The 26,070-nt window shown below is 72.5% G+C and carries 29 protein-coding genes; 9 read left to right on the top strand and 20 right to left on the bottom strand.

Going from position 1 to position 26,070, the window contains the following annotated elements; all coding sequences use genetic code 11:
- Nucleotides 1-7: 7 nt before the first annotated feature.
- The 3 genes from HUT06_RS02835 to HUT06_RS02845 all read left to right on the top strand — a co-directional run bounded on the left by HUT06_RS02835 (nt 8) and on the right by HUT06_RS02845 (nt 2,902).
- Nucleotides 8-352 carry an RNA-guided endonuclease InsQ/TnpB family protein gene (locus tag HUT06_RS02835; protein WP_368406942.1) on the top strand — a complete coding sequence of 115 codons (345 nt, stop codon included), beginning with the start codon at nt 8-10 and terminating at the stop codon, nt 350-352.
- Between the two features lie 100 nt (nt 353-452).
- Nucleotides 453-1,256, top strand: coding sequence for an SAM-dependent methyltransferase (locus tag HUT06_RS02840; RefSeq protein WP_254714945.1), 804 nt, complete (start codon nt 453-455; stop codon nt 1,254-1,256).
- Nucleotides 1,257-1,357: 101 nt separating this feature from the next.
- Nucleotides 1,358-2,902, top strand: a complete 1,545-nt coding sequence (locus HUT06_RS02845) for a class I adenylate-forming enzyme family protein (protein WP_176194265.1) — start codon at nt 1,358-1,360, stop codon at nt 2,900-2,902.
- A 26-nt stretch (nt 2,903-2,928) separates the two neighbouring features.
- Here HUT06_RS02845 and HUT06_RS02850 read toward each other — a convergent pair whose 3' ends face one another.
- From HUT06_RS02850 to HUT06_RS02870, 6 genes are all read right to left on the bottom strand, one after another.
- Nucleotides 2,929-3,264, bottom strand: a complete 336-nt coding sequence (locus HUT06_RS02850) for a YnfA family protein (protein WP_176194266.1) — start codon at nt 3,262-3,264, stop codon at nt 2,929-2,931.
- A gap of 33 nt (nt 3,265-3,297) precedes the next feature.
- On the bottom strand, nt 3,298-4,041 hold the full coding sequence (locus HUT06_RS02855) for a MerR family transcriptional regulator (RefSeq protein WP_176194267.1): 744 nt from the start codon (nt 4,039-4,041) through the stop codon (nt 3,298-3,300).
- Between the two features lie 34 nt (nt 4,042-4,075).
- Nucleotides 4,076-5,299 carry an iron uptake transporter deferrochelatase/peroxidase subunit gene (gene efeB, locus HUT06_RS02860; RefSeq protein WP_176194268.1) on the bottom strand — a complete coding sequence of 408 codons (1,224 nt, stop codon included), beginning with the start codon at nt 5,297-5,299 and terminating at the stop codon, nt 4,076-4,078.
- A complete protein-coding gene (locus HUT06_RS43665; protein ID WP_217711162.1) occupies nt 5,296-5,754 on the bottom strand; it encodes a copper chaperone PCu(A)C in 459 nt (152 codons plus the stop codon). The genes efeB and HUT06_RS43665 overlap by 4 nt, the downstream gene beginning before the upstream one ends.
- Complete coding sequence (locus tag HUT06_RS43670) at nt 5,751-6,440, bottom strand: SCO family protein (RefSeq protein ID WP_217711163.1); 690 nt, start codon at nt 6,438-6,440, stop codon at nt 5,751-5,753. The genes HUT06_RS43665 and HUT06_RS43670 overlap by 4 nt, the downstream gene beginning before the upstream one ends.
- Before the next feature lie 87 nt (nt 6,441-6,527).
- On the bottom strand, nt 6,528-7,166 hold the full coding sequence (locus HUT06_RS02870; RefSeq protein WP_176194269.1) for a hypothetical protein: 639 nt from the start codon (nt 7,164-7,166) through the stop codon (nt 6,528-6,530).
- A gap of 140 nt (nt 7,167-7,306) precedes the next feature.
- On the opposite strand from HUT06_RS02870, the gene HUT06_RS02875 reads away from it, so the two are divergent.
- From HUT06_RS02875 to HUT06_RS02885, 3 genes are all read left to right on the top strand, one after another.
- On the top strand, nt 7,307-9,133 hold the full coding sequence (locus HUT06_RS02875) for a rhamnogalacturonan lyase (RefSeq protein ID WP_176194270.1): 1,827 nt from the start codon (nt 7,307-7,309) through the stop codon (nt 9,131-9,133).
- A 337-nt stretch (nt 9,134-9,470) separates the two neighbouring features.
- Nucleotides 9,471-9,992 carry a lytic polysaccharide monooxygenase auxiliary activity family 9 protein gene (locus HUT06_RS02880; protein ID WP_176194271.1) on the top strand — a complete coding sequence of 174 codons (522 nt, stop codon included), beginning with the start codon at nt 9,471-9,473 and terminating at the stop codon, nt 9,990-9,992.
- Nucleotides 9,993-10,007: 15 nt separating this feature from the next.
- On the top strand, nt 10,008-10,898 hold the full coding sequence (locus HUT06_RS02885) for a glycoside hydrolase family 19 protein (RefSeq protein ID WP_176194272.1): 891 nt from the start codon (nt 10,008-10,010) through the stop codon (nt 10,896-10,898).
- Between the two features lie 64 nt (nt 10,899-10,962).
- Here the strand turns inward: HUT06_RS02885 and HUT06_RS02890 are convergent, their stop codons facing one another.
- From HUT06_RS02890 to HUT06_RS02905, 4 genes are read right to left on the bottom strand one after another with little or no spacing between them, the layout of a single operon-like run.
- On the bottom strand, nt 10,963-12,219 hold the full coding sequence (locus tag HUT06_RS02890) for an amidohydrolase (RefSeq protein ID WP_176194273.1): 1,257 nt from the start codon (nt 12,217-12,219) through the stop codon (nt 10,963-10,965).
- Nucleotides 12,216-12,923 (bottom strand): trimeric intracellular cation channel family protein, encoded by a 708-nt coding sequence (locus tag HUT06_RS02895; protein ID WP_176194274.1) that lies wholly within the window; start codon nt 12,921-12,923, stop codon nt 12,216-12,218. Before HUT06_RS02895 ends, HUT06_RS02890 begins: the two co-directional genes overlap by 4 nt.
- A gap of 20 nt (nt 12,924-12,943) precedes the next feature.
- On the bottom strand, nt 12,944-13,102 hold the full coding sequence (locus HUT06_RS02900) for a hypothetical protein (protein ID WP_176194275.1): 159 nt from the start codon (nt 13,100-13,102) through the stop codon (nt 12,944-12,946).
- A 9-nt stretch (nt 13,103-13,111) separates the two neighbouring features.
- Entirely contained in the window at nt 13,112-13,480 is a 369-nt protein-coding gene (locus HUT06_RS02905) for a DUF3592 domain-containing protein (protein WP_176194276.1), read from the bottom strand.
- A 158-nt stretch (nt 13,481-13,638) separates the two neighbouring features.
- Here HUT06_RS02905 and HUT06_RS02910 point away from each other — a divergent pair, with 158 nt between their 5' ends.
- A complete protein-coding gene (locus HUT06_RS02910) occupies nt 13,639-13,803 on the top strand; it encodes a hypothetical protein (RefSeq protein ID WP_176194277.1) in 165 nt (54 codons plus the stop codon).
- 9 nt (nt 13,804-13,812) lie between these two features.
- Here HUT06_RS02910 and HUT06_RS02915 read toward each other — a convergent pair whose 3' ends face one another.
- The 9 genes from HUT06_RS02915 to HUT06_RS02955 form a co-directional block, all read right to left on the bottom strand.
- Nucleotides 13,813-14,727, bottom strand: coding sequence for a formylglycine-generating enzyme family protein (locus tag HUT06_RS02915; protein WP_176194278.1), 915 nt, complete (start codon nt 14,725-14,727; stop codon nt 13,813-13,815).
- A 64-nt stretch (nt 14,728-14,791) separates the two neighbouring features.
- Nucleotides 14,792-17,179, bottom strand: coding sequence for a family 20 glycosylhydrolase (locus HUT06_RS02920; RefSeq protein ID WP_176194279.1), 2,388 nt, complete (start codon nt 17,177-17,179; stop codon nt 14,792-14,794).
- A gap of 56 nt (nt 17,180-17,235) precedes the next feature.
- Complete coding sequence (locus HUT06_RS02925; protein ID WP_176194280.1) at nt 17,236-18,228, bottom strand: aliphatic sulfonate ABC transporter substrate-binding protein; 993 nt, start codon at nt 18,226-18,228, stop codon at nt 17,236-17,238.
- Nucleotides 18,225-19,001 carry an ABC transporter ATP-binding protein gene (locus HUT06_RS02930; protein ID WP_176194281.1) on the bottom strand — a complete coding sequence of 259 codons (777 nt, stop codon included), beginning with the start codon at nt 18,999-19,001 and terminating at the stop codon, nt 18,225-18,227. Before HUT06_RS02930 ends, HUT06_RS02925 begins: the two co-directional genes overlap by 4 nt.
- Nucleotides 18,998-19,849 carry an ABC transporter permease gene (locus tag HUT06_RS02935; protein ID WP_176194282.1) on the bottom strand — a complete coding sequence of 284 codons (852 nt, stop codon included), beginning with the start codon at nt 19,847-19,849 and terminating at the stop codon, nt 18,998-19,000. The genes HUT06_RS02930 and HUT06_RS02935 overlap by 4 nt, the downstream gene beginning before the upstream one ends.
- A complete protein-coding gene (locus tag HUT06_RS02940) occupies nt 19,849-21,318 on the bottom strand; it encodes a sulfatase-like hydrolase/transferase (RefSeq protein WP_176194283.1) in 1,470 nt (489 codons plus the stop codon). The genes HUT06_RS02935 and HUT06_RS02940 overlap by 1 nt, the downstream gene beginning before the upstream one ends.
- Nucleotides 21,319-21,397: 79 nt before the next feature.
- A complete protein-coding gene (locus HUT06_RS02945; RefSeq protein WP_176194284.1) occupies nt 21,398-22,564 on the bottom strand; it encodes an ROK family transcriptional regulator in 1,167 nt (388 codons plus the stop codon).
- Nucleotides 22,565-22,709: 145 nt separating this feature from the next.
- Nucleotides 22,710-23,069, bottom strand: a complete 360-nt coding sequence (locus HUT06_RS02950; RefSeq protein WP_176194285.1) for a hypothetical protein — start codon at nt 23,067-23,069, stop codon at nt 22,710-22,712.
- 298 nt (nt 23,070-23,367) lie between these two features.
- The gene (locus HUT06_RS02955) at nt 23,368-23,658 is read right to left on the bottom strand and encodes a hypothetical protein (RefSeq protein WP_176194286.1); all 291 of its coding nucleotides are present in this window, start codon (nt 23,656-23,658) and stop codon (nt 23,368-23,370) included.
- Nucleotides 23,659-23,830: 172 nt separating this feature from the next.
- Here HUT06_RS02955 and HUT06_RS02960 point away from each other — a divergent pair, with 172 nt between their 5' ends.
- Nucleotides 23,831-24,076, top strand: coding sequence for a GntR family transcriptional regulator (locus tag HUT06_RS02960; RefSeq protein WP_176194287.1), 246 nt, complete (start codon nt 23,831-23,833; stop codon nt 24,074-24,076).
- 159 nt (nt 24,077-24,235) lie between these two features.
- Nucleotides 24,236-25,243, top strand: coding sequence for a winged helix DNA-binding domain-containing protein (locus tag HUT06_RS02965; RefSeq protein WP_254715720.1), 1,008 nt, complete (start codon nt 24,236-24,238; stop codon nt 25,241-25,243).
- A gap of 6 nt (nt 25,244-25,249) precedes the next feature.
- Here HUT06_RS02965 and HUT06_RS02970 read toward each other — a convergent pair whose 3' ends face one another.
- Nucleotides 25,250-26,038, bottom strand: a complete 789-nt coding sequence (locus HUT06_RS02970) for a hypothetical protein (RefSeq protein WP_176194289.1) — start codon at nt 26,036-26,038, stop codon at nt 25,250-25,252.
- Nucleotides 26,039-26,070: the final 32 nt, after the last annotated feature.

Below are 26,070 nucleotides of genomic sequence, written 5' to 3' on the forward strand. Positions count from 1 at the left end.
GAACAGCATGCCTGGCGTCCGGCAGAAGGCCGGGCTCAATCGGGGCATCCTGGCCGCCGGGTGGGGGCAACTGGTGGCCCGGTTGGAGCACAAGGCGCCAGGACGGGTCGTCAAGGTCGACCCGGCGTACACGTCGCAGACCTGCAACAGTTGCGGGCACCGCGCCCGGGACAACCGCGAGAGCCAAGCGGTGTTCCGGTGCGTTGCCTGCGGGCACCTGGCCAACGCCGACGTCAACGTCGCCCGCAACATCAAGGACACCGCCGTGGGGCGCACGGTGGCCGCGCGGGGAGGCACGCCGTTGGGTGGGCCGGTGAACCGCGAACCTCAACCCGCTCTCCTCTCCGTATAGGGGACGGGTTGGAATCCCCCGCCTTCAGGCGGGGGAGGGCGTCAAGATCGCGTAGCCTGGTAGGGCCGCGGGCCCGCGTCCGCGGCTGTGAGGAGAACTGGTGGCAGGTCAGCGCCCGCAGCCGAGCGGTTTCGACCCGAACGTCCCGAACATCGCGCGGATGTACGACTATTACCTCGGCGGCAAGGATCATTACGGCGCCGACCGCGCCGCCGCCGACGAGGCGATCGCCGCCGATCCGACGCTGCTGACCCTGCTCCGGGAGAACCGGGCCTTCCTCGGCCGCGCCGTCCGGTACCTGGCCGAGCAGGGCATCGACCAGTTCCTCGACATCGGCACCGGACTGCCGACGCAGCAGAACGTCCACCAGATCGCGCAGTCGGTGAACCCCGCCGCGCGCGTCGCCTACGTCGACTACGACGGGCAGGTCGTCGCGCACGGGCGGGCGATCCTCGCCGACTCCCCCGGCACGCGGATGATCCAGGCCGACGCCCGCGACCCGCGCGCGATCCTGGAGAACGCCGAGATCCGGCGGCTGCTCGACTTCGACAAGCCGATCGCGCTGCTGCTCGTCGCGACCCTGCACTTCATCCCGGACGAGGACGACCCGCAGGGCATCATGGCCGAACTGCGCGACGCGCTCGCCCCCGGCAGCCACCTGGCGCTGACCCACGCCTCCGCCGACGGCGTCCCCGACGTGGTCGCCAAGGTCGTCGAGGTCTACAAGCGGACGTCCGCGCCCGGCACCGCCCGCACCAAAGAGCAGGTGACCGGGCTGTTCGGCGACTTCGAGATCCTCGACCCGGGCATCGTCTGGGCGCCGCTGTGGCGCCCGGAACGGTCCATCACCCTGGAAGAGGCCCTCCCGATCTGGTTCTATGCGGGGGTAGGCCGCAAAGCCTGAGGGGTGTCCGGGTGTCGGCTGAAAGCTCCCAGTACGTGATCGTTGAAGACGGGACGGGATCGGACGCGTCGCAGGCGGCGCGCCGAAGGGGAGGCGGCAGCATGCGGGCGAGCACGGTCGGGGCCGCGCTGGAAGAGGCGGCGGCGCGGGGCAAGGCGTTCCTGCACGACGGCGACGAGACCATCACCTACGCCGAGTTCGACGAGCTGACCGACCGGGTGGCGGCCGGGCTGCTGGCCCGCGGCGTCCAGCGCGGCGACCGGATCGGCCTCCTCGGCCTCAACACCCCGCAGTGGCTGGCGGTGTTCTTCGGCGCGGCGCGCATCGGCGCCGTCGTCGCCCCGCTCAACGTGCGCTACCGCGACCAGGAGCTGTCGTACATGCTCGGCCAGAGCGGCGCGCGCATGGTCGTCAGCGAGCCCGCCGTCCCCGGCTTCGACTTCGCGGCGTTCTTCGAGGAGTTCCGGCCGCAGGTGCCCGGCGTCACCGACTACGTCTACTTCGGCGCGGAGTTCGACGAGCTGGCCGCGACGCCCGCCGACCCGGCCGGGCTGGCGGCGGCGCGCGGCGCGGTCGAGCCGTCCGACCCGCTGATGATCCTCTACACCTCGGGCACGACCGGCCGGCCCAAGGGCGCGGTGATCACGCACGGGAGCATGCTGGCCTCGGCGCGCGCGCAGGCCGAGCACTTCGCGATGGACGACACCGACGTCCTGCTCGGGCACCTGCCGTTCAACCACGTCGGCGGCATCACCTGCACCCTCATGGCCGCGCTGGTCAGCGGCGGGTCGGTGGCGCTGCTGCCCGCCTTCTCCCCGGACGGAGCGCTCCGCGCCATCGAGCGCCACCGGGTGACGTTCCTCGGCGCCGTCCCGACCATGTACGTGCTGATGCTCGGCCGGCCCGACTTCGCCGACCACGACGTCTCGTCCGTCCGGCTGTGCATGGCGGGCGGGTCGAACGTGGAGCCGGCGCTCGCCGAGTCGATCCGGCGCGGGTTCCCCGGCGTGCCCCTCTACGGCCTGTACGGGCTGTCGGAGACCTCCGGCGCGTGCGTGCTGTCCCGGCCGGACGACGAGCCCGAGACCGTCGCCCGCACCCTCGGCGTGATCATCGGCGACTTCGAGGGCCGCGTCACCGGCCCGGACGGCACCGCCCTCCCGGCGGGCGAGGCCGGCGAGCTCCAGGTCCGCGGCGGCTGCGTGACCGCCGGCTACTGGAACATGCCGGACGAGACCGCAGAGGTGTTCCTGCCGGACGGCTGGCTCGCCACCGGCGACATGGTCGAGATGGAGCCGGACGGCCACCTCGTCCTGCGCGGCCGCAAGAAGGAGATGTACATCCAGGGCGGCTTCAACGTGTACCCGGTCGAGATCGAGAACGTCCTCACCGCGCACCCGAAGGTCGCGATGGCCGCCGGGATCGGCGTCCCGGACGCGGTGCTCGGCGAGGTCGGCCGGTTCTACGTCGTCCCGCACCCGGACGCCGAGCCGCCCACCGCCGACGAACTCGCCGCCCACTGCCGCGAGCACCTCGCCGACTACAAGGTGCCCCGCCAGTTCGCCATCACCGCCGAGGTGCCGCTGACGCCCGTCGGCAAGATCCACAAGGCCCAGCTGAAGGCCGACTACCTGGGCGGTTCCTAGTCGCCGCGCGGAGGCGCGGGCGCGGGTCAGTCGCCGCGCGGGGCGTACATGATCACGGCCATGCCGGCGAGGCAGATGAGGGCGCCGGCGATGTCGTAGCGGTCCGGGCGGTAGCCGTCCGCGACCGCGCCCCACACGATCGACCCGGCGACGAAGATCCCGCCGTACGCGGCGAGGACGCGGCCGAAGTGGGCGTCGGGCTGGAAGGTGGCGGCGAAGCCGTACAGGCCGAGCGCGATGACGCCCGCGCCGATCCAGGCCCAGCCGCGGTGCTCGCGCACGCCCTGCCAGACCAGCCACGCGCCCCCGATCTCCAGGACGGCGGCGAGGACGAACAGCGCGATCGAGCGGGCGACGAGCACGGGCCTCCTCCGGAGCGGCTTTCAGCGCGGGCTTCAGCTGAACAGGTCGGTGAGCAGGGGCGCGGCGTCCGCCGGGGCCCGTACCTCCAGCTCGATCATCTCGCCCGCGAAGCGGAGCCGGAAATCGAAGAACGGGCAGCAGCGCTGCTCGGCCGCCGCCAGCTCCGCGACGGCGGCGGCCCGGCCGGCGGGCAGCGCCAGCCGCAGCCCGCCGGGGAACGGCGTCCGCGCGGCACCTTCGGTGACCGTCCGCCAGGCGGCCACGCGGTCAGTCATGCCCTCGCCGGTCAGCGAGCACGCGATCGGCTGGTCGGCGTGCGTGTCGACGGGCGTGTCGACGGGCGCGTCGACGGGTGTGCCGGCCGGCAGGGGGCCGTCCGGGAAGCCGCATTCGGCGTCGCACGGGACCGCCCGGTCGGGCAGGGTGTCGAGGTTCCGGAGCACGCCGTGCAGCGAATCGGTGAACGCGGACAGCTCGGCAAGCCGGTGCTCGGCCTCGGCCAGGCGGGCGGCGATGCGCGGACGCAGGTCGGCCTTCACGTCCGCGCACGCACCGTCCTCCCACACCCCGAGCAGCTCCCAGATCTCCGCCAGCGGGAGGCCGAGGTGCTTGGCCGAGCCGATGAACGCCAGGCGGGTGACCGCGTCCTCCCCGTACATCCGGTAGCCGGCCGGGCTGCGGCCGGCGGTCAGCAGGCCCGCGTCCTCGTAGAACCGCAGCGTCGTCGCCGGGACGCCGCTGCGCTCGGCCAGCTGTGAGATCCACATCGTCGCCATGCCTCGACGCTAGACCTTCGACCCGGCTCGAAGGTCAAGCCTCCAGCAGCGCCTGCCCGACATAGCCGTCCGGACGGGCCCCGCCCGGCACGGCGAAGATCGCGCTGGACTCGTGCCGCAGGAAGCGGGTGAGGCCGTCCGCGCCGTCCAGCTTGCGCTGCACCTGGATGAAGCCGGCCGTCGGGTCCGCCTGCCAGGCGACGAACAGCAGCCCGGCGTCCGGGGCGCCGTCCGGGCGGCGGCCGTCGTGGTAGGAGAAGCTGCGCCGCAGCATGGTCGCGCCGCCGTTGGACGCCGGGGCGGCCACCCGGACGTGGGCGTCGCCGGCGATGGCGAGCGCCCCGTCCGGCCCGAACGCGGCCAGGTCCACCGGGGTCTCCTCCGTCCCGCCGGAGAGCGGGGCTCCGTCGGACTTGCGGCGGCCGATGACCCGCTCCTGCCAGGCGGCGGGCAGCCGCTCCCACGCGTCCAGCAGCATCCGGATGCGCCGGACGACCGCGTACGAGCCGCCGTTCATCCACGCGTGCGGGCCTTCGGCGTCCGCGACGAAGACCGCCCGGTCGAAGCCGGGGTCGGACGGGTCCGGGTTGCCGGTGCCGTCGAGCTGGCCCATCAGGTTGCGGATCGTCATCGGCCGCCCGGTCGCTCCCCGCGCCCGGCCGAAACCGCTCATCATCCAGCGAACCTCCGCCGTCCCCGCCGCGCCCTTCTCCAGCATGCGCAGCGCGTGCACGGCGACCAGGGGATCGTCCGCGCCGACCTGCACCCACAGGTCGCCGCCCCCGCGCGCCGGGTCGAGCGCGTCGGCGGAGAAGGGCGGCATCTCCACCAGGGCGTCCGGCATGCGGCCGGCCAGGCCGGTCTTGCCGAAGAACGAGCGGCCGAACCCGAACGTCACGGTCAGCGAGGACGGTCCCGCGTCGCGGGCGACCTGGTCGTCACCGGCGGGCGGCCGTCCCGCCGCCATCGCCTCCGCCGCCGCCGACCAGCGGCGCAGCAGCGCCGCCGCGGCGGCCCGGCCCGCGCCGGGCCGCAGGTCGAACGCGGCGAGATGCCCGCACGCCTGGAGCGGGGTGGTGATCCCGGCCTGGTGGCGCCCGTGGAACGGGACTGCCGTGGCGCCGACGGTGGTGAGCGGCTTTTCGGCGTCACCTGGGCGCCGGTACCCGGCGAGACCGCCGGCGGCGAGCCCGGCGGCCCCGGCGCCGCCCGCCGTGCCGAGGAGCCGCCGCCGGGTGATCCCCTTCGGCGCGGTCATTGTGCGGGCCGGTAGGACGCGGGCCGCACCGGTGCCTGCACGGCGACGGGGGACGATGTCGCGAACCGCAGCGTCATCGCGACCGTCTCGCCGGTCACCGGCTTGCGCTTCAGCCCGATGAACATCACGTGGTAGCCGCCGGTGCTCAGCACCAGCCGCCCGCCCGCCGGGACGGTCAGCGGACCGGCCTCGGCCATCGCCCCGTTCGGCTTCGTGGTGTGCACGGTGACGTGCTTCGCGAGGTCGCTGGTGACGCCGGTCAGCGTGTCGTCGTCCCGTCCGGTGTTGGTGATCGTGAAGTAGCCCGCCGCCATGTCGCTCATCGGCGGCTCCTTCACGTAGGCGCCGCTCACCGCGAGGCGCGGGCCGTCCGGGGCCTCCTCGGCGCCCGAGGAGCAGGCGGTCGCGGTGGCGGCGAGGGCGAGGGCCGCGAGCGCGGCGGCCGAGCGCCTCACACCGTCCCCCCGATGATCTTCGGGAGGTCGGCGGCGTACTGCCGCGTCGTCGTCCCGGACGTGTAGACGAGATGGGCCCTGTCGTCGGCCGGAGAGAACGCGATGACCTGCGCGCCGTGGGTGACCTCGTAGTTCCCGTCGGCGGTCGGCACCGGCTTCTCCAGGGCGACGCCGAGGGACCGCGCCGCCCGCTGGATCGCGGTGAAGTCGCCGCTCAGCCCGATGAAGCGCGCGTCGAACGCGGCGAGCCAGGAGTGCAGCCGCTTCGGGGTGTCGCGGGCCGGGTCGCTGGTCACGAAGACGACCTGGAGCTTGCGCTGGTCGGCCGCCGGCAGGCCCTTCACCGCGTTGGCGATGTCGGCCATCGTCGTCGGGCAGACGTCGGGGCAGTGGGTGTAGCCGAAGTACAGCAGCACCGGCTTGCCGGCCGTCGCCTTCACCAGGTCGAAGGGGCGGCCCCGATCGTCGGTCAGCGCCAGCGCGGGCTTCGCGAGTGGCCGGTCGAGCTTGACCGCCGTCCCGGACGAGGACGAGGACGAGGGCGGGGACGCGGTCGTCGCGGCGGCCGGCCGGCTCCCGGCCGGGGAACCGCCGCACGCGGACACGGCGAGCGAGACCACCGCGACCGCGGCGGCCAGCCGGACGGGCGCGGCCGTCCGGGGAGAGGCGTGCAGAAGGGCACGCATGAAGCCTCCAAAGGAGAACGAGTGAGGAGCGTCGGCGACGCATGGGCGAGCACGCCGCGCCTCCAGGCGCGGCGTGTCAGGGGTGGCTCAGGCCATCGCCGGGACGGGCGGGCCGCGCCGGACCACGGCGTGGTCCAGCAGCGGGGTCTCGCCCCGTCCGGTCTCGTCCTCGGTGCGGCGGCGCGCCGTGACGCGCGCGTCCAGGGGGCGGAGCAGGGGGAGCCGTGCGAAGAGCGCGGTCAGGAGCGCGGCCAGCGGGCCGGCGAGGGCGCCGGCCGTCCGCCGCGAGAGCCGCACCATCCGCCAGGCGGCGCGCTCACCGCGGTGCAGGACCCAGCCGAGCAGGAACGCGGCGGCCAGGTGCAGGGCGAACATGTCCGGGCCGGGCATCAGCTCCACGCCCGTGGTGTGGTGGCCGGGCATCGCCGGGGCGTCCGGCATGGCGCGCTGCTGGCCCGCGCAGAAGAGCGTGTGCAGGACCATCTGCCCGCACAGCAGCATCGCGATGATGGCGGGCCGCGACCGCTCCCGTCCCGCCAGCGGAGCCGTCAGGCAGAGCGTGCCCGCCCAGCCGGCCGCGAGCGTCCACCATGGGAGCCCGGTCCCGGAGGCGGCGGCGTGCGCGGACGCCGACACGGCCGTGCACACGCCGGCGAACGCCGCCGACCTCAGCAGCCGCATGCCGCCGTCGGCGCGCTCCCTCTCGCTCGCGGTGTCCGGACCCATGTACTACAAACCGTAGTACATGGGCGGGGTGGTGACTGTGGAAGGGGCGTTGACGGGGCGCGAGGGGGGTTCCTACGGTCGATAGAAAGCGCTTTCTGAACTGCTGGAAAGCCCCCCGCCACCTCCCCGAGGGAGTCGCCGTGAGAGTCACCGGCCGCCTGCTCCTGCTGCCCGCCGTCCTCGCCGGCGCGGTCGCCGCCGCCGTGCCGGGCGCGGTCGCCACCGCGCCCGCGTCGCTCGCCGCCGCCGCCCGCCAGGTCGAGGACCTCGACCGCGGGCTGATCAGCGCCCGCTCCGGCGGCGGCAACTACGTCGGATGGCGGCTGCTCGGCACCGACCCGTCCGGCACCGCGTTCGCCCTGTACCGGGGGTCGTCCCGGATCGCCACTGTCACGGGCTCGACGAACTACTGGGACCAGGGCGCGCCCGCGGACGCCTCCTACACCGTCCGGCCGATCGTGGACGGGAACGAGGGCGCCGCGTCGGAGGCGTCGCTGCGCTTAGGCGACGGGTACCTGGACGTGCCGATCCAGCGGCCGGGCTCCGAGTACAGCGCCAACGACGCGAGCGTGGGCGACCTCGACGGCGACGGACGCCTGGAGATCGTGCTCAAGTGGGACCCGTCCAACTCCAAGGACAACTCCCAGAGCGGCTACACCAGCGACGTCTACATCGACGCGTACCGGCTGGACGGCACCCGCCTGTGGCGGATCGACCTCGGCCGCAACATCCGCGCCGGCCAGCACTACACCCAGTTCCAGGTGTACGACTACGACGGCGACGGCCGCGCCGAGATCGCCATGAAGACGGCGGACGGCACGGTCGACGGCACCGGCAGGGTCATCGGGAACGCCTCCGCCGACTACCGGAACTCCGGCGGCTACATCCTGAGCGGCCCCGAGTTCCTCACGATGTTCGACGGGCGGACGGGCGCCGCGCTGCAGACCGTCGACTACGTGCCCGCGCGCGGCAACGTCTCGTCCTGGGGCGACTCGTACGGCAACCGCGTCGATCGGTTCCTCGCCGGCACCGCCTACCTGGACGGCTCCCGGCCCAGCCTGATCATGGCGCGCGGCTACTACACCCGCAGCGTGATCGCCGCGTGGGACTGGCGGGACGGGCACTTCACCCGCCGCTGGACGTTCGACACCGACAGCTCCACCAACACCGGGCGCGGCTACGACGGCCAGGGCTCGCACAGCCTGTCCGTCGGCGACATCGACCAGGACGGCCGCGACGAGATCGTCTACGGCGCGATGGCGGTGGACGACAACGGCTACGGCCTGTGGACGACCCGCACCGGCCACGGCGACGCCCAGCACCTCGGCGACTTCGACCCGGCGCGGCCGGGGCTGGAGTACTTCAAGGTCAGCGAGTCGTCGAGCCAGCCGTCGTCGCTCTACATCGACCCGCACGACGGCCAGGTGCTGTGGCGGACGTCCGCCTGCTGCGACAACGGCCGGGGCGTCGCCGGGGACATCTGGACGGGACGCATCGGCGCCGAGTTCTGGTCGTCCTCGGTGTCGGAGCTGCGCAGCGTCACCGGCAACAACGCGGGGCGCAAGCCGTCGTCCGCCAACTTCCTCGCCTGGTGGGACGCGGATCCGGTGCGCGAGCTGCTGGACGGCACGCACATCGACAAGTACGGGCCGTCCGGCGACACCCGGCTGCTGACCGCATCGGGCGTGCACTCCAACAACGGCACTAAGGCCGTCCCGTCGCTGAGCGGCGACATCCTCGGCGACTGGCGCGAGGAGGTCGTCTGGCCGTCCGGCGACAACACCCGGCTCCGGATCTACACGGCCCGGGACGTCACCGACCGCAAGATCTACACGCTGCTGCACGACACCCAGTACCGGACCGGGCTGGCCTGGCAGAACACCGCCTACAACCAGCCGCCGCACCCGAGCTTCTTCCTCGGGGACCGGATGTCCGCTCCGGCGCAGCCGCAGATCTACGTGCGCTGACGAGGAGGCCTCCCCTTTCGCCGAGCCGGCCGTCGGAAAGACGGCCGGCTTCCTCGTGCGCGCGTGAAAAGTGCCGAATCCCGGCCCGTCCGTCGGCAGATCCCGCCAATCTTCACGACGGCGCCGGGCTGGTTCAGTTCCCCGCCTGGGCTGGTCATGCCGCGCCCTGAGCGGCCGTCCCGACGGAGGGTTGAACGGACGCGGACGGCGGGTTACCGTGCGCCTAACCGATAGGAAAGTTTCCTATCCGATGGAGTCTCCCATGCCCCGCTCCCCTCCATCGCCGGGTGGCAGCCGCGCGTCCATGACCACCCCGCTCACGCAAGGACCCCCCGCCATGAAGAAGTCAGCACGCAGGTTCGCCGCCGTCGCGGCGGGCCTCGGAGTCGCCCCCCTCGTCGCGGTCGTCCTCCCGGCGACCGCCGCCCTCGCCCACGGCTACGTCTCGGCCCCGATGAGCCGGCAGGCCCAGTGCGCGCAGCGCATCGTCCAGTGCGGTTCCATCCAGTGGGAGCCGCAGAGCGTCGAAGGGCCGAAGGGCCTGCAGAGCTGCAGCGGCGGCAACGCCCGCTTCCGCGAGCTCGACGACGACAGCCTGCCGTGGCGCGCCACGACCGTCGGCAACACGGTGACCTTCACCTGGACGTTCACCGCCCGGCACAGGACCGCCGACTACGAGTACTACGTCGGGGGCCGGCGCGTCGCGGTCGTCGACGGCCACGACCAGCAGCCGCCGTCCAGCGTCTCCCACACCGTCAACCTCGGCGGCGTCAGCGGGCGGCAGAAGGTGCTCGCGGTCTGGAACATCGCCGACACCGCCAACGCCTTCTACGCCTGCGTCGACCTCCAGGTCCAGTGACGGGGGAGTGACCAGGTGCACCGCTTACTGACGGCGCTCGCCGCCGTGCTGCTCGCGGCCGGGGTGCTGCCGGCCGTCCTGCCGGCCTCGCCCGCCGCCGCCGCGGACTGCGCGGCGGCGTGGAACGCCTCGACCGCCTACACCGGCGGGGCGACCGTGTCCTACAACGGGCACAACTGGGCGGCGCGATGGTGGACGCAGAACGAGACCCCCGGCAGCGCCTACGTCTGGACGGACCAGGGGACCTGCGGCGGCTCCACCGAGCCGCCCGACCCGCCCGATCCCTCCGGCTTCGTGGTCAGCGAGGCCCAGTTCAACCAGATGTTCCCGAGCCGCAACTCCTTCTACACCTACCGCGGCCTGACGGCGGCGATGGCGTCGTTCCCCGCCTTCGCCAACACGGGCGGCGACACGGTGAAGAAGCAGGAGGCGGCGGCCTTCCTGGCCAACGTCAACCATGAGACCGGCGGTCTCGTCCACATCGTCGAGCAGAACACCGGCAACTACCCGCACTACTGCGACGCGAGCCGGCCGTACGGGTGCCCGGCCGGTCAGGCGGCCTACTACGGCCGCGGTCCGATCCAGCTGAGCTGGAACTTCAACTACAAGGCGGCGGGCGACGCCCTCGGCATCGACCTGCTGAACAACCCGTGGCTCGTCGAGCGGGACGCGGCCGTGGCCTGGAAGACCGGGCTCTGGTACTGGATGACCCAGAACGGTCCCGGGACCATGACCGGGCACAGCGCCATGGTCAACGGACGCGGCTTCGGCGAGACGATCCGCAGCATCAACGGCGCCCTGGAGTGCGACGGCAGGAACCCGGCGCAGGTCCAGAGCCGAGTGAACGCCTACCAGCGGTTCACGCAGATCCTCGGCGTCCCGGCCGGCGGCAACCTGACCTGCTGACGCCCGCGGACGGACGGACGGCCCGCGCCCGGCACCCCCGGACGCGGGCCGTCCGGCCTGCGTGTCAGGGTGTGCCGAGCCATTCGAGGGCGGCGACCGTGAGCGCGGTGACGCCGGTGTCCAGCGTGGGCTGGACGACGGGGGCGAACTGCGGCGAGTGGTTCACGGGCACGTCCCGCTGGACGGTGCCCCGCTCCTCGGCCTTGGCGTAGAGCGCGGGGTCGATGCCGCCGATGCCCCAGTAGGCGAACGGAACGTCCAGCGCCTTGGGGATCTCGCTGAAGTCCTCGCTGGCCGTCTGCATCTCGATCTTGTGGAAGTCGTCGCCGAAACGCGCGGCGAACGCCTGCGCGAGGCGGCCGGCGACATCGGCGTCGTTGACGGTCGGCGGGAAGGTGCCGAAGCGTTCGATGTCCGGCCCGCGCGGCGCGCCGGAGGCCGCGGCCTCCGCGTTGACGTGGCGTTTCACCGCGTCGAGGACGTGCCGCCGGGTGGCGTCGTCGTAGGTGCGGATGTTCACGAGCAGCTCGGCCGTGCCCGGGATGACGTTGGGGCTCGACCCGGCCTGGACGGCGCCCACGGTCACCACGGCCGGGTTGGTGGGGGCCAGCTCGCGGGACACGATCGTCTGCAGCCGCAGCACGCACATCGCCGCCATGACGACGGGGTCGACGGTCGCCTGCGGCATGGAGCCGTGGCCGCCGCGCCCGTACAGGGTGACGCGCAGGCTGTCGGCGGCGGAGAAGAACGGGCCGGGCCGCACGCCGACGTATCCGGCCGGATAGGCCAGGACGTGCTGCGCGAACGCCACGTCGGGACGCGGGATCCGGTCGGCCAGGCCGTCCTGCACCATGGCGCTCGCACCGGCCGAGTCCTCCTCGGACGGCTGGAACAGCGGGACGATCGTGCCCCGCCAGGCGTCCCGCGCGTCCGCCATGAGGCGGGCGAAGCCGAGCAGGCAGGTGACGTGGACGTCGTGCCCGCAGGCGTGCATCACGGGCTGTGGCCGCCCGTCCTCGCCGGTGACGGTCGCCGTCGAGGCGTAGGGGAGGCCGGTGTCCTCCTTGACCGGGAGCGCGTCCATGTCGGCGCGCAGCAGCACGGTCGGGCCGTCGCCGTTGGCGAGGACGCCCACCACGCCGGTGCCGCCCACGCCGTCGGTGACGTCGTACCCCCACGCGCGGAGCCGCTCTGCCACCCGTCCGGCCGTGCGGTGCTCGGCCAGACCGAGTTCAGGGTGCGCGTGCAGGTCGGTGTAGAAGTCCTCCAGGTGCGGGCGGGCGTCGTCCAGCCCGGCGAGGACGGTGTCGGCGGTCGTCATGGCCTCTTCCCCCTTCGCGTGCCGCGCCGCGTCCGGCTCCGGACGCTCCGCAGCGCGGTGGACGGCTCCAGCGCCAGCCCGCCGGGAAGCTGCCAGCCCCGGCGGTGGGCGATCATGCGGAAGGCCAGCCCCAGCGGGATCCCGGCGATGATCCCGATCGTCGGCGCATTCAGGTAAAAGCAGACGGTGTACACGGCGGCGACGGCCACGGCCACCGTCGCGTAGAGCGCGTTGCCGCCGAGCACGCTCGGCACCCGGCCGCGCAGCAGGTCGCGGACCGCGCCGCCGCCGACGGCGGTGATGGTGCCCAGCAGCACGGCGGGCAACCATCCGAGCCCGGCGGCGAGGGTCTTCTGCGCGCCGGCCACCGCCCAGAAGCTGATGACGGCGGCGTCCAGCGGGGTGAAGAGCCGGTCCCACTGCTCCTCGCTGAGGCTGATCAGGAACGCGAGGAACGCGCCCGCGAACGCGGTCGGCAGGTAGGCGGCGTCCGTCAGGGCCACCGGTGTGCCGTGCTGCAGCAGCGTGTCGCGGATGATGCCGCCGCCGAGCCCGGAGATGGTGCCGACGACGAGGTAGCCGAACAGGTCGAGGCCCTCGGCGCGCGCGACCACGCCGCCCAGCAGCCCGCACGTGAGCACCCCGGCCAGGTCGAGGTAGCGCGTGACCGTGTTGAGCGTCTCCGGAGACAACCACTCGCCCACGTCCGCCCTCCCGATCTTCGTCACCCCATCATGGACGTGCCCCGATCGGCGCCGCCCATGGCGGGGGACCAGCCGCGGATGTGGCCGATGACCAGTCCGGCCAGCTCGTCCACCGTCCGCTCGTCCGGGAAGACGTTGAAGCGGCGCCTCCGCGATCCGTACTGGGCGTCCCGCGACACCAAGATCGGCTAGCGGGCGGCGGGGGCCTTGCCGCGCGTCCGGTAGGCGGCGGTGCCGAGGACCGCCGCGCCGGCCGCGAAGGCGGCCACCACGACCGGTGCGGAACCGAGCCGCTGGTAGCGCTGCGCCTCCTCGGGGTCGTCGGGGTCGTAGAGGACCTCGATCTCCGAGCCCTTCTTCACGTCCTCGGCGTGCCGATGGTCCATGACGGTCAGGATCTTCCGGCCGTCGCGGGTGGTGTACCGGAGGCCGAGGAACTTCGGGTACTCGTGCGCGTGGACGGACACGACCCGCGCGGTCACCTTGTGCTTGCCCCACTGGTCCAGGGCGGCGGCGACCGCGCCGCCGCCCCAGGTCACCGCGATCAGCCCCATCATCACGGCACCGAACGCGAAGCCGATGTGAACGCCGCGCCGGAGCCGCGGCCTCGTCCTCAACACACCGGTTCGACGTCGCGCGGCGATCATGTGTTCCGGCTCCGGCGGTGTTTGGCGTTATTTGTCCGGTCGCGCCGGGTCAGTCGAGGACGGGGGAGTTGCTGCGGAACGTTCCACTTCGTGCAGGCGCGCGCTCGGCGGTGGTCACCGCCATCGAGGAACTCCTGGACGGCCTGCTCCCCGACGCCGCCCGCGCGGCCCAGCGGGTGCACCGGCGCCTCGGCCTCGCCCACTGGGAGTCCCAGAGCAGCGCGTTCCTCTAGGACGAGGTGTCAGGCGTCGGCGGCGCAGCGGAAGCCGGTGTTGCCGGTGCTGGAGTCGGGGGTGTTGGCGGTGCGGGCGGCGACGCGGTACCGGTTGCAGTAGGAGTCGTGGCACAGGTACGAGCCGCCGCGCATCGCGCGCGCGTCACCGGCCGGGGTGAACGGGTCGGCGCACCATTCCCACACGTTGCCGACGGTGTTGTAGAGCCCGTAGGCGTTCGGCTCGAAGGAGTCGGCGGCGACGGGCCCGGGGCGCCCGTCGTGCTGGTCGGGGAAGGCGCCGCGCCAGATGTTGCACCGGATCTCGCCGTCCGGGTCGAGTTCGTTACCCCACGGGTAGGTGGCCTGGTCGAGACCGCCGCGCGCGGCGTACTCCCATTCGGCCTCGGTCGGCAGGCGCTTCCCGGCCCAGGCCGCGTACGCGGCCGCGTCGTTCCAGGAGACGTGGACGACCGGGTGCGCCGGGCGGTCGTCTACGCCGCTGCCGGGCCCTTCGGGACGGTTCCAGGTGGCGCCTTCGATGGCGCGCCACCAGGGCGTCCCGGCGGGTGACGGGGCCGCGTCCGCCGCCTCGGGGCTCAGCAGGCCCTTGAAGACGTAGGACCAGCCGAAGTGCTCGGCCTCCGTCCGGTACCCGGTGGCGTCGACGAACCGGGCGAACTCGGCGTTGGTGACGGTGTGCGGGTCGATCCGGAAGGGGCCGACGTGCACGTCCCGGACGGGTCCCTCCCCGTCGTAGGGGTTGGCGTTGGCGTCCTCGTTGCCCATCCGGAAGGTGCCGCCCGGGAGGGCGATCATCTGCGTGAGCGCCGGGGCGGACGGGCGCGGGACGACGAGCTGCGGCAGCGCCGCCGCCCCCCGCGCGGCCTCGGGAGAGGCATCGCGGGAGGCGGCGCAGCAGGCCGGGAGGTCGTGCGAGGTCATGGCTCCATGTCTAGCGTGCGCGGGGACGGGGCCGGGCGACGGACCCCCGTCCCCGCGCACTGGTCTAGGAGACGGTCAGGGTCAGCGGCGCTTCCACGGGCGCCTGGCCGGACGGCGGCCGGATCGTGAGGGTCGCCTTGTAGGTCCCGGGCGCGTCGAACGTCCGGTTGGAGACTGCGGTGAACGCGGCGTTGCCCCGCATGTCAGGGATGCTGGCGGCGCGGGACGTGGTGAGCGTGACGTCCTCCTCGACACCGTCGCTCCAGCGGACGGTGCCGGTGAGCGCGCCGGCGGCGGGTGCGGTGACCGTCCAGGTCGCACCGGCCGGGGTGCCCGCCGGGACGGTCCGGTCGGTGCCGAGCGCGGCCGCCGGCCACGGCACGTCGGAGGTCGGGAAGAAGTTGACGCCCTGGAGCGTCAGCCGCCCGCCGACCGCCGCGAGCCGTCCGGTGAAGTCGGTGTAGTTCCGCTTGGACTGCGGCGTCCAGCCGACCTCGGCGGTGGCGACGAGGCGCGGGTAGCTGTAGTACTGCGCCTGCGGCAGCCGCCGGATGAACTCGCCCCACAGCGCCGACTCGACGCCGAGCACGCTCTCCTCGGAGATGCCGGGGATGTAGGTGCCGGGGTCCCAGCCGTAGTGCCGGTCGAGGCCGCACGGCCCGCCGCACGCCCAGGTGCCGCCCTGCGGCTGCCGCGAGTCCTGCTTCTGCGGGACGTAGGTGTTGCCCGCCGGGGACAGGATCACCTTGGCGCCCCGGGACGTGACCGCGTTGGCGACGGCGTTCCGGTTGCCGTTCCAGAACTGGACGACCGCGTTGCCCTGCGGCAGCGACGTCCCGGCGGTCTCGTTCCAGCCGACGACCGTCTTGCCGAGCGCGTTCACCTGGCCGGTGAAGGCGTCCACCATCTTCGTGTAGTCGGCGTGGCTCGTGCTGTGCGACTCGTCCCCGCCGATGTGCAGGTACGGGCCGGGCGTCAGCTCGGCGATCTGGGTGAGGACCTGCTTCGTGAACTCGTACGTCGCCGGGTTCGCGGCGTCGAAGGACGAGTAGCCGACGTTCGGGGTGCCGTTCGCCGGGACGGTCGTCTCGCCGGGCTTCAGCGCGGGCTTGGACCCGGCGCTGTTCAGCTGCGGGATCGCGTGCAGCGCGGCGTTGGTGTGGCCGGGCATGTCGATCTCGGGCACGACGGTCATGCCGCTCGCCCCCGCGTACCGGACGATCTCGCGGTAGTCGGCCTTCGTGTAGAAGCCCGTCACGCCGAGTTCGGTGCCCATCTGCTGGCCGCTGTCGTTGTACGTCATCGCGGTGCGGCCGGACACGGAGGTCAGCTTCGGATAGTCGATCCCGGACGGGTTCTCCGCCGGATCGTCGAGCGCGATCCGCCAGCCCTGGTCGTCGCTCAGGTGCAGGTGCAGCCGGTTGATCTTGAACTGGGCGGCGGCGTCGATGTACTTCTTGACCTCGTCCACCGGGTAGAAGCTGCGGGCGACGTCGAGCATCATGCCGCGGTGCGCGAACCTCGGGTAGTCGCTGATCTCGACCTGCGGCACCGTCCAGTCCGCGCGGACCTTCGCGGGCGACTCGACCCACTGCGGAAACAGCTGCCGCAGGGTCTGGACGCCGTTGAGCGCGCCGTTCGCGGTGGACGCCTCGATGGTGACCTTCGCCGGGTTCGCCTTGAGCGCGTAGCCCTCCGGCCGCCCGGACGGCCCGAGCCCGGAGCCGACCCTGACGACGATCTGCCCCCGGCCCTTCCGCGCGGTCACGACCGGCAGCTTGTAGCCGGTGGACGGCCGCAGCACCTTCGCCAGGTAGGCGGCGGGCGCCTGCGCGCCGTCCCCGATCGCGGCGATGGACGCGGACGGGGCGAGCCGGTAGCCGGGGCCGTCGGCCTCGGCGACCGAGACGGGCTTCGGCACGAGCCCGAGCGACTTCGGAGCGGGCCGGTCCCAGATCTGGAACTCCGAGATCGAGTAGCCGTACGACGCCCAGCGCTGGAAGCCCTGCATCCGGACGAACTTCGCGGTCGCCCCGACGTCGATCGTGTCGGTGCGGGGGCAGGTGTCACGCCGCGACCGGGTCACGGTCGTCCAGGTGACGCCGTCCGCCGACGTCTGCAGCGCGAAGTCGCGGGCGCAGGCGTTCGGCCAGACGAGGGTGACGTGGTCGATGTTCGCGGCGGCGGCCAGCTCGACCTGCACCCAGTTGTCGTCGGCGTACTTCGACGACCACCGGGTGCCGGTGTCGCCGTCGTTGACCTGCGACGCCGCGAACGAGTCCCGGTCGAGTTCGACGCTGGACGCGGTCGCCGTCCCGGCCAGTGCCAGGTTGACGGGGTCGGCGGCCGGCGTCTCGGCCGAGGCCGCGAGCGGGGAGGTGAGGGTGAGGGTGAGGGCGGCCGCGGCGGCGGTCGCCAAGCTGCGCTTGCGTCGGATGGGGGGACGGGGCATGGGGGTGGTGCCTCCTCATCGGCGGTCCGGCCGGCGCGCGCCGACCGGGGACCGGGTCACTTCCCGGCGGCGGCGTTCGTGTAGAGGTCGGCGGTGTAGTAGGTCTTCGGGTCGGGGGAGGACGGCAGCTTGCCCATCGCGACGAAGATGTCCGACAGGCCCTTGAACCAGCCGTTCACCGTCCCGTCGCCGGAGAACTTGGCCAGCTCGGCGGAGGTGAACGTCTTGGTGACGGCGGACGAGCCCTTGAACTGCGCGGGCGGCACCTTGAGGAACTTCGCGGCGGTCTCCTCCGCCTCGGTGGTGTGCCCGTTCACCCAGTCGTTGGCCTCCTGGAGCACCTGCACGACCTTGCGGGCGGTCGCCGAGTCGTCCTTCACGATCTCGTTGCGGGCGACGAACGAGCTGGGGAACGACATGGCAGGGAAGAAGTCGGCGTTCTTCGACAGCTCGACCAGGTCCGGGGTGCGCTTCTTGATCGTGTCGATCAGCGGGTACCAGATCGCGGCGGCGTCCACCTTGCCGGACGAGAACGCGGTGACCACGGTGCTCGGGTCCATCGGCACGCGCTCGACGTCCTTCGGCCCCATGCCCGCCTTCTTCAGCGCGAGCTGGAGCAGCATGTCGCCGGACGTGCCCTCGGGCACCGCGACCTTCTTGCCGCGCAGCCCGGCGATGTCCTTGATGCCCGACTTCGGGGTGGTGATGATCCGGTCGGCCTGGCCGAGCATGTTCACCGCGACGATCTTGGCCTTGCCGGACGCGGGGAGCCACGTCGCGCCGGGGCCGATGTAGCCGAAGTCGAGGTCGCCCGCGCCGAGCGCCTGGATCTGCAGCGGGCCGTTGGTGAAGACCTTCAGGTCCGGCTTCAGCCCGGCCTTCTTCCACAGGCCGAGCTTGTCGGCGGCGGCGAGCGTCGCCGCGCCGGCGAAGTCGGCGGTGTAGCCGAACTTGACGGACGTCCCGCCGTCGCCGCCGTCGTCCCCGCCGCACGCGGCGGCGAGCGGCACCAGCAGCAGCGACACGGCCAGCAGTCGCAGTGATCTCATCGGATGGTCCCTTCGGGGGTCGGGGCGGGGGGCTGGTGGTAGACGGCCTTCCAGACCTCGCGGCGGAGTTCGTCGAACTCCGGCGACAGCCGGATCTCCTCGGTGCGGGGGTAGGGCAGGTCGACGTCGATGACGCGGTGCACGCGGCCGGGGCGGGCGGCCATCACGACCACCCGTCCGGCCAGGTAGACGGCCTCGTCCACGTCGTGGGTGATGAACATGACGGTGCGCCGCTCGCGGGTCCAGGTGTCGAGCAGGCCGTCCTGCAGCTGGACGCGGGTGAGCGCGTCGAGCGCGCCGAACGGCTCGTCCATCAGCAGCACCGACGGGTTCACCGCGTAGGCGCGGGCGATCGCGCAGCGCTGCTTCATCCCGCCCGACAGCGTCTTCGGGAGCGCGTCGGCGAAGTCGGCGAGCCCGACCAGGTCGAGGTAGTGCTCGGCGGTGGCGCGGCGCTCCTTCTTCGCCACCCCGGCGATCTTCAGCCCGAACTCGACGTTCTTGCGGGTGCTCATCCAGGGGAACAGCGCGTACTGCTGGAAGATCACGCCGCGTTCGGGGCCGGGGCCCTTGACCCGCCTGCCGTCCACCTCGACGGTGCCGGCGCCGGGTTCGAGCAGGCCGGCGGCCAGGTTGAGCAGGGTGCTCTTCCCGCAGCCGGACGGCCCGACGACCGTCACGAACTCGCCGTCGGCGATGTCGAGCGAGACGTCGTCGAGCGCGGTGAACGTCTCGAACCGGTGGGTGACGTCCCGGAATGCGATCTTGGTCATCGGCGCTCCTGCCATCCGGTGAGCCGCCGCTCGGCGAGGAGCAGCAGCCGGTCCATCACGAGCCCGACGAGCCCGATCACGATCAGCGAGACGAAGATGGTGGGCAGCTCGTAGTAGAGCTGCGCCTGCTGCATCCGGTAGCCGAGCCCGCCCTGCGCGGCGATCAGCTCGGCGGCCACGACCGTCGCCCAGGACGCGCCGAGCCCGATCCGCATGCCGACGAGGATGAACGGGGTCGAGGCCGGCACCACGACGTCGGTGAACAGCGTCCGGTCCCGGGCGCCGAGCACCCGCGCGGCGTTGATCAGCGTCTTGTCGACAGAGATGACGCCCTGGTACGTCGACACGACCGACGACAGGAACGACGCCAGGAAGATCACGAAGATCTTCGGGGTCTCGTCGATGCCCATCAGCACGACCGCCAGCGGGATGATCGCCAGCGGCGGGATCATCCGGAAGAACTGCAGCCACGGCTCGAACAGGCCGCGCACCACCGGGTACCAGCCCATCGCGAACCCGACCGGGATCGCGAGCAGGACGCCCAGCACGAACCCGATCAGCACCCGGCGGAGGCTGTCGAACAGGTCGCTGAACAGCGTCCCCTGCTCGATCAGCTCCCCGGCGCGCTTGACGACCGAGACCGGGCCGGGGAACCCGTCGATGCCGCTCTTGGACAGCCCGATCCACACGCCGATGCCGAGCACGGCGGACGCGGCGCTCAGCGCGGCGGCGCGCACCCGCGCCTTGCGGGCCTTCGCCTTGGCGGTCTCGGGCGCCTTCACGGCGGCGGGCGCCTTGGTCTTTTCCACGGCGGCCTTCTCGGCGGCGGTCTTCTCGGCGGCGGCCATCACGCGACCTCGTCCGCGACGCCGTCGACGTCGGGCGCGCGGCCCGCGCCGATGTCGGCCATGTAGCTCATCCAGGTGTAGGCGGGGTCGCCCCGGCGCACCAGCTCCCGGTACAGCCGGACGGTCATGTCCCGGCGCACGTCCGCGTAGGCGGGCGCCGTGTAGACGTTCTGCAGCTCGTGCGGGTCCTTCTCCAGGTCGTACAGCTCGTGGACGCTCTCGGGGTTGAACACGAACTTGTACCGGCGGTCCCGGATCATGCGCTGCGAGTACGGGAAGTGGTGGCCGTGGAATTCGGCGACCACCTCGGGGCGCGGGTCGTCCTCGCCGTTGATGAGCGGCAGCACGCTGCGGCCGTCGCACGGCTCCCCGGTGGGCAGCCCGGCGAGGTCGAGGATCGTCGCGTGCAGGTCGATGAGCGTGGCGAACTCGTCGACCGTCCGGACCGGGGCGCCCGGCACCCGGATGATCCCGGGGATCCGGTAGATGTCCTCGTACATCGCCGGGCCCTTGTCGTTCAGCCGGTGCGAGCCGGTGAACTCGCCGTGGTCGGCGGTGAACACGATCGCGGTGTCGTCCCAGAGGCCGTGCTCGCGGAGCCGGTCGAGGATCCGCCCGGCCTGCTCGTCGATCATCGTGACGTAGCCCCAGTAGACGGCGATGAGCTTGCGCCAGGCATCGGCGTCGAAGTGGTCGGCCGACCAGTACTCGGCGTAGCGGCGCTGGACGTCGGGCTTGCCGTCGAAGGTCTCGGCCATGGACGCGGGCAGCGGGACGTCCGCCGGGTCGTACAGGTCGTAGTAGGCGTCGGGCAGCAGGTAGGGCAGGTGCGGGCCGTACCAGCTGCACGTCAGGACGAACGGCTTGTCCTCGGCGGCGTAGCGGTCGATCAGCTCGATCGTCCGGTCCGCGAGGAACGCCTCGATGGTCGCCTCGGCCGGCTGCTCCAGCCGCCCGGCGATCAGGTGGCCGCGCCCGGAGTCGTTGGGCGCCTTGCCGAAGACCGCGTCGCGGACCTTGAACGGCGGGTGCCCGTTCTCCGCGAGCCACGCCTGGTAGGACGGGTGGTGGAACGGGTTCAGCGCACCCGGCAGGTGCTCGCCGTCCATGCCGTAGTACTCGGGGCCGCGCTCGCGCCCGATGTGCCACTTGCCGACATGGCCGACGCTGTAGCCGGCCTTGAGCAGCGGCTGGACGAAGTTGGGGAAGTCGTCGTCCACCTCGTCCTTGGCGCCGCCGTTGCGCTCGGGGTTGACGAGCAGGCCGTGCCGGAACGGGTGCGTGCCGGTGAACAGGGAGGCGCGGGCCGGGGTGCAGATCGCGGTCGGCGTGTAGAACCGGTCGAACCTGGTGCCCTCGGCCGCCACCCCGTCCAGCGCCGGGGTGCTGACCACGGGGTTGCCGTAGCAGCCCAGCGTGTCGACCCGGTGCTGGTCGGTCATGAGGATCAGGACGTTGCGAGAGGACACGACGCTCCGTTCATTAATTCCCAAGGGTTTACAGAAATAGGCGCTATTTGCCGGTGGCAGTCTTGAGGTGCTGGTGGTCCTACACGTCTGCGGTGGTGGGGTCGGGGGATCGGGGGTCCTGGTCGCGCAGCACGAGGGCGATCGCGCCCATCGCGGAGGCGGCGGGCCCGAGGTCGGCCGGGACGATGTCGAGCGTGCGCTGCGTCCCGGGCAGGGCGTACTCGGCGATCGCCGCCCTGATCGGGTCGAGGACGAGGCCGCCGAGCTGGGCGAGGTCGCCGCCCACCACGACGCGTTCGGGGTCGAGCTGGGCGACCGACCCGGCGAGCACGCGGCCGAGCGTCCGGGCCGCCTCCACGACGAGTTCGGTCACCGCGGGCGTCCGCGCCTGCGCGGCCTCCATCAGGTCGTCGGTGCCGGTCAGCCGCACGCCGCGCGCGGCCGCCGACCGCAGCAGCGCCGGCACGCCGATCAGCTCCTCCAGGCAGCCGCGCCCGCCGCAGTGGCAGCGCGGCCCCGCCGGGTCGACCGACACGTGCCCCAGCTCGCCGGACGCGCCGTGCGCGCCGCGCAGCAGCCGCCCGCCGGAGATGAAGCCGCCGCCGACGCCGACCGACCACCGGACGTACACGACGTCCTCGGTCGAGCGCGCGGCCCCCCAGGTCTGCTCGGCCAGCGCCGCCAGCCGGGCGTTGTTGTCGGCCTCGACGCGGGTGTCGAACGCCGCCGCCAGCCGCTCCGCCGCCCGCCACCGCCGGTTGGACGCGTCCATCACGCCGACCAGCCCGACGCCGACGGCCTCCAGGGCGCGCAGCCCGATGTGCCGGTCCTCGCACACCTTGTGGATGAGCGCGACGGCCAGGTCGGCCTGCTCGCCCTCGTCGGCGTCGGAGGCCGAGTCGTCCACGGCGGTCGCGATGACCTGCCGGGCGACGTTGGCGATCGCGACCCGGATGCGGCGGCGCCCGAGGTCGACGCCGATCAGCAGGCCCGCGTCCGGGTTCAGCGACACCCGCGTCGCGGGGCGCCCGCGCCCGCGCGGCCGGCCGTCGTCCTCGGCCCCGGACTCGATCACCGCGCCCCGCGCCATCAGCTCGGAGATGATCGCGAACAGCGTGGTGCGGGACAGCCCGGTGCGCGCGGTGAGCTGCGTGCGGCTCATCGGCCCCTCGCTGCGCAGCGCCGCGAGCACGACCTCCTCATGGGCCTGCCGCAGCCGCTGCAGCGCGTCCGCCCGTCGTTCCATGTCCGGCAGCATGGACGACACCGCAGATTAATGTCAATGCTCCGGACAAATATTCCTGGTGGTCAGCCCGCCGCGGAGGCGCGTCGGAACCGGCCGGGCCGCGCCGGGACGCCCCGCAGCGGGGCCGTCCCGGCGCGGGCGCGGGTCATATCGCCCGGATGAAGGTGCCGCCCTGCTGGAACGCCCCGGCCAGGATCTGGCCGACCTCGTCGAGCTTCTTGCGCACCTTGGCGACGCCGATGGCGCCGCCGGACATGCCGGTCGTCGCGGGGCCGAGGTCGACGACCACGGTGCCGTCCTGCTGCTGGACGAGCATCACGCGGTACTTGTAGTGCGTCGCGAACGCCCCGAGCAGCAGCGCCTTCGTGCGGGTGCCCTTCTCGATGATGGCCTGCGCCGGGTCCTCCCAGGTGAAGCGGAAGCCATCGGCCTGAAGGGCCTGCTCCACGACGGCGCGAACCTGGTCGGGCGTGCCGTTCACCTGGAGCTTGACGGAAGTGGACATTGTTCTCCTTGCATGTGGGGGAGGGCGATACCGGCCTGCCGATCGCCGGCGACGAGACCGTCCGGCAATGGTGAGCGATTCGGTTGTTTCGTCCTTGGGATGTCGTGATGCTCCCAGATTCACGGGGAACGCGCCCACAACAATTGGAGAAGAACACCCGCGACCGTCCGCACACGGCCACGTCACCAGGTGGCCCGGTGTCGCCCCCGGTAGGCCGGACGCCGCGACGCGGCGAACGCCGTCGCGCTCGCCCCGAGCAGCATCAGGCAGACGATGAGCATCGCGGCGGCGATCGCGATCAAAGCCCGGCCTCCGGACGTCCGGCCAGCAGCGTCTTCACCGCCGTCACGGCATCCGCGACATGGTGCACGTCTGCGATGGGGGCCCGGTGCGCCGTCCAGAACCACGCCCGCCCATCGTCGGTGCCGCGTGCCTCCACGGTCAGGACGGTGCACGGGTGCTCGGTGCAGCACCCGGCCGCGTCCGGGTTCTCGACATGGAGCCCGTCCGGCGCCATCCAGGCCTGAAGCCCGTGCGCGCGAAGAACGGTCCCTAGCGCGCCCAGCCGCGCCCTAGCATCTGGAGTCATGGGTCGTTCGCCTCCTAGCGGCGTGCGGTCCTAGCCCCGTCCGGCGGTCGCAACGCTGGGCGGGGCGTTTCTGTGTTCAGTCCATCACCATACGCAATCTATGCAAGCTGCGCTTGCTATGCAATACATGCGCTTCATGAAGCACCATGCGTGCGTCGCTAGCGTTGCAGGCATGGTTGATCTGTCCGATCCGCGCCCGTTGCGGGAGCAGATCACGACCCTGATCTCGCGCCGCATCGCGGACGGCACCTATCCCGTCGGCTCGAAGATCCCCACGACCCGGCAGCTCTCCCAGGAGTGCGACGTGAGCGAGCGCACCGTTGCCGAGGCGGTCAAGACGCTTCGCGAGGACGGCGTCCTCCGTGGCATCGCGGGCAGGGGTGTCTACGTCCTCCGAAAGCCCGACGACGGCGAATAGTCAGGCCTGACGCCGGTCTGCCCCGGTGTGGAGTAGCGGTCGGGAAGTGGCCGCAATTGCTGCCAGTGTGGATGGATGGGACGTCCACCACGCGGGAGTGATGCGGCAGTGAAGACTCTGGATGATCGGGCGCTCAATCGGGCCGCTCTCGCTCGGCAGATGCTGCTCGATCGTGTGGACGTGCCGGTGCTCGATGCCGTCGCGCGGTTGGGCGGGTTGCAGGCTCAGGAGCCGCAGGAGCCGTTTGTTGGGCTCTGGTCGCGATTGCGCGGGTTCGATCCGGCGGAGCTGTCCGATTTGTTGAGCGGGCGCCGTGTGGTGCGCTTGCCGCTGATGCGGCGCACCATCCATCTCGTCAGCGCGGACGATGCCGTGGCCTGGCGGGCGCGGCACGACGCCATGCTGCGTCAGCGGGTGCTCGGCGTCTACCGGCAAGAACTCGACGGGGTGGACCTTGAGGAGCTTGCGGCGGCGGGGCGGGCGGTGATGGACGACGGGCAGCCCCGCACCATGGCCGAACTGGTCGACGCGGTCGCCGAGCGCTGGCCCGCGCCGGGGCGGCGGGCGCTTGGGGAGATGCTGGTCTCGGCGCTTCTGCCGATGGTGCAGACGCCGCCGCGCGGGGTGTGGCGCGCCAAGGGCGGTGTCCGCAACGCGCTTCTCTCGTCCTGGCTTGGACGGGAGATCGACCCGCTTCCCTCGGACGAGACCGACCCGGTCGGGCAGGTGCTGGTGCGGCGCTACCTCGCCGCGTTCGGCCCCGCGACGTCGTCCGACCTGCGGGCCTGGTGCGGTCTCGCCGGGCTGCCCGCCGCGGTCGCCGCGCTGCGGGACGAGCTGGTCGTCTTCCGCGACGAGCGGGGCCGCAAGCTGCTTGACCTCCCGCACGCCCCGCGCCCCGACCCGGACACGCCCGCCCCGGTCCGCTTCCTGCCGGCGTTCGACAACGCCATCCTCGGCTACCAGGACCGAAGCCGGATCATCGACGACGCTCACCGGGGCCTGTCGGTCGCCGGTGAGCGCGTTGTTCTGGTGGACGGGCGGGTGGCCGCGACGTGGAACGTCGAGGGGGGTGCTGTGGTCGTCTCTCCGCTGTATCCCCTGGCCAAGAGCGACCAGGTTGACGTCGATGAGGAAGCGGAGCGCCTGGCGGCCTTCCTCTGCTGAGCGGGGTCAGCCGTCGAGGTCGAGGAGGCGGGCCCAGACCGCTTGGGCGGTGTCCTGGTAGGTCTTGGTCAGTGCGACCAGCCGGTGGTGCGGGGACGGGTCGCAGAGTTCCTCGGGGAGCAGCGGGTCGTGCAGGATCGTCGCGATCGCGCGGCTGCCGAGCAGCAGGGACTCGCGGGCGAACTCCTCGGGGCTGAGGGTGGTCAGGCGGTCGCGGCTGCGGGTCAGCTCGTCGGCGGTGCGGGTCAGGGCCTCGGTGAGGGCGCCGGTGTCCCAGAGGGCGCGCAGTTCCCGGTCGGCGTCGGGGGCGAGGTCGTCGATCGCGAAGACGGTCGCGCCGGGGGCCATGCCGGTGCCGGTGAGCGTCTCGCGCAACCCCGGGATGCCGCCGCGAAGGTTGTCGGGACGGACGTGCAGCGCGCCGCGCCAGGCGTGGAAGCCGAGGAGTTGCAGGGCGCGGTCGTGGTGGCGGAGGGCGGCGCGGTCGCTGCGGGCGGTGGCGGAGTTCTCGACCGCGGCCCAGCGTCCCGTCCAGGGCACGCGGATGCCTTCGCGGGCCGTCCAGTGCTCGACGTGCGGGTAGGTGCGCAGCCGCTCGGGGCGCGGGAGGTAGACGCCGCGGCCGGCGCGCTCCAGCACGCCCTCCTCGTTCAGCCGCTTCGCCGCCATCCGGACGCTCGGCGCGCTCAGCCCGACGATCTCCCCGGCCCGGCACAGCGCCGCGATCGTGAACCGGGTGCGCGGGCTGGCCGTCACCAGGTCCAGGACGAGCTTGCGAGCGGTCGGCTCGAGCATTTGAAACACCTTCTAGACTGAATTTGCCAACG

It is taken from the genome of Actinomadura sp. NAK00032, from assembly GCF_013364275.1.
Lineage (GTDB): Bacteria > Actinomycetota > Actinomycetes > Streptosporangiales > Streptosporangiaceae > Spirillospora.

Bases quoted from the DNA above. Each gene is read 5' to 3' on its own strand.
- HUT06_RS02965 (WP_254715720.1), top strand. From the start codon at position 24,236: ATGCTGCTCGATCGTGTGGACGTGCCGGTGCTCGATGCCGTCGCGCGG.
- HUT06_RS02960 (WP_176194287.1), top strand. From the start codon at position 23,831: ATGGTTGATCTGTCCGATCCGCGCCCGTTGCGGGAGCAGATCACGACC.
- HUT06_RS02955 (WP_176194286.1), bottom strand. From the start codon at position 23,658: ATGACTCCAGATGCTAGGGCGCGGCTGGGCGCGCTAGGGACCGTTCTT.
- HUT06_RS02915 (WP_176194278.1), bottom strand. From the start codon at position 14,727: ATGACCTCGCACGACCTCCCGGCCTGCTGCGCCGCCTCCCGCGATGCC.
- HUT06_RS02920 (WP_176194279.1), bottom strand. From the start codon at position 17,179: ATGCCCCGTCCCCCCATCCGACGCAAGCGCAGCTTGGCGACCGCCGCC.
- HUT06_RS02855 (WP_176194267.1), bottom strand. From the start codon at position 4,041: ATGGCGACGATGTGGATCTCACAGCTGGCCGAGCGCAGCGGCGTCCCG.
- HUT06_RS02945 (WP_176194284.1), bottom strand. From the start codon at position 22,564: ATGGAACGACGGGCGGACGCGCTGCAGCGGCTGCGGCAGGCCCATGAG.
- HUT06_RS02930 (WP_176194281.1), bottom strand. From the start codon at position 19,001: ATGACCAAGATCGCATTCCGGGACGTCACCCACCGGTTCGAGACGTTC.
- HUT06_RS02880 (WP_176194271.1), top strand. From the start codon at position 9,471: ATGAAGAAGTCAGCACGCAGGTTCGCCGCCGTCGCGGCGGGCCTCGGA.
- HUT06_RS43670 (WP_217711163.1), bottom strand. From the start codon at position 6,440: ATGCGTGCCCTTCTGCACGCCTCTCCCCGGACGGCCGCGCCCGTCCGG.
- HUT06_RS02870 (WP_176194269.1), bottom strand. From the start codon at position 7,166: ATGGGTCCGGACACCGCGAGCGAGAGGGAGCGCGCCGACGGCGGCATG.
- HUT06_RS02845 (WP_176194265.1), top strand. From the start codon at position 1,358: ATGCGGGCGAGCACGGTCGGGGCCGCGCTGGAAGAGGCGGCGGCGCGG.
- HUT06_RS02925 (WP_176194280.1), bottom strand. From the start codon at position 18,228: ATGAGATCACTGCGACTGCTGGCCGTGTCGCTGCTGCTGGTGCCGCTC.
- HUT06_RS02905 (WP_176194276.1), bottom strand. From the start codon at position 13,480: ATGATGGGGCTGATCGCGGTGACCTGGGGCGGCGGCGCGGTCGCCGCC.
- HUT06_RS02970 (WP_176194289.1), bottom strand. From the start codon at position 26,038: ATGCTCGAGCCGACCGCTCGCAAGCTCGTCCTGGACCTGGTGACGGCC.
- HUT06_RS02890 (WP_176194273.1), bottom strand. From the start codon at position 12,219: ATGACGACCGCCGACACCGTCCTCGCCGGGCTGGACGACGCCCGCCCG.
- HUT06_RS02935 (WP_176194282.1), bottom strand. From the start codon at position 19,849: ATGGCCGCCGCCGAGAAGACCGCCGCCGAGAAGGCCGCCGTGGAAAAG.
- HUT06_RS02950 (WP_176194285.1), bottom strand. From the start codon at position 23,069: ATGTCCACTTCCGTCAAGCTCCAGGTGAACGGCACGCCCGACCAGGTT.
- HUT06_RS02835 (WP_368406942.1), top strand. From the start codon at position 8: ATGCCTGGCGTCCGGCAGAAGGCCGGGCTCAATCGGGGCATCCTGGCC.
- efeB (WP_176194268.1), bottom strand. From the start codon at position 5,299: ATGACCGCGCCGAAGGGGATCACCCGGCGGCGGCTCCTCGGCACGGCG.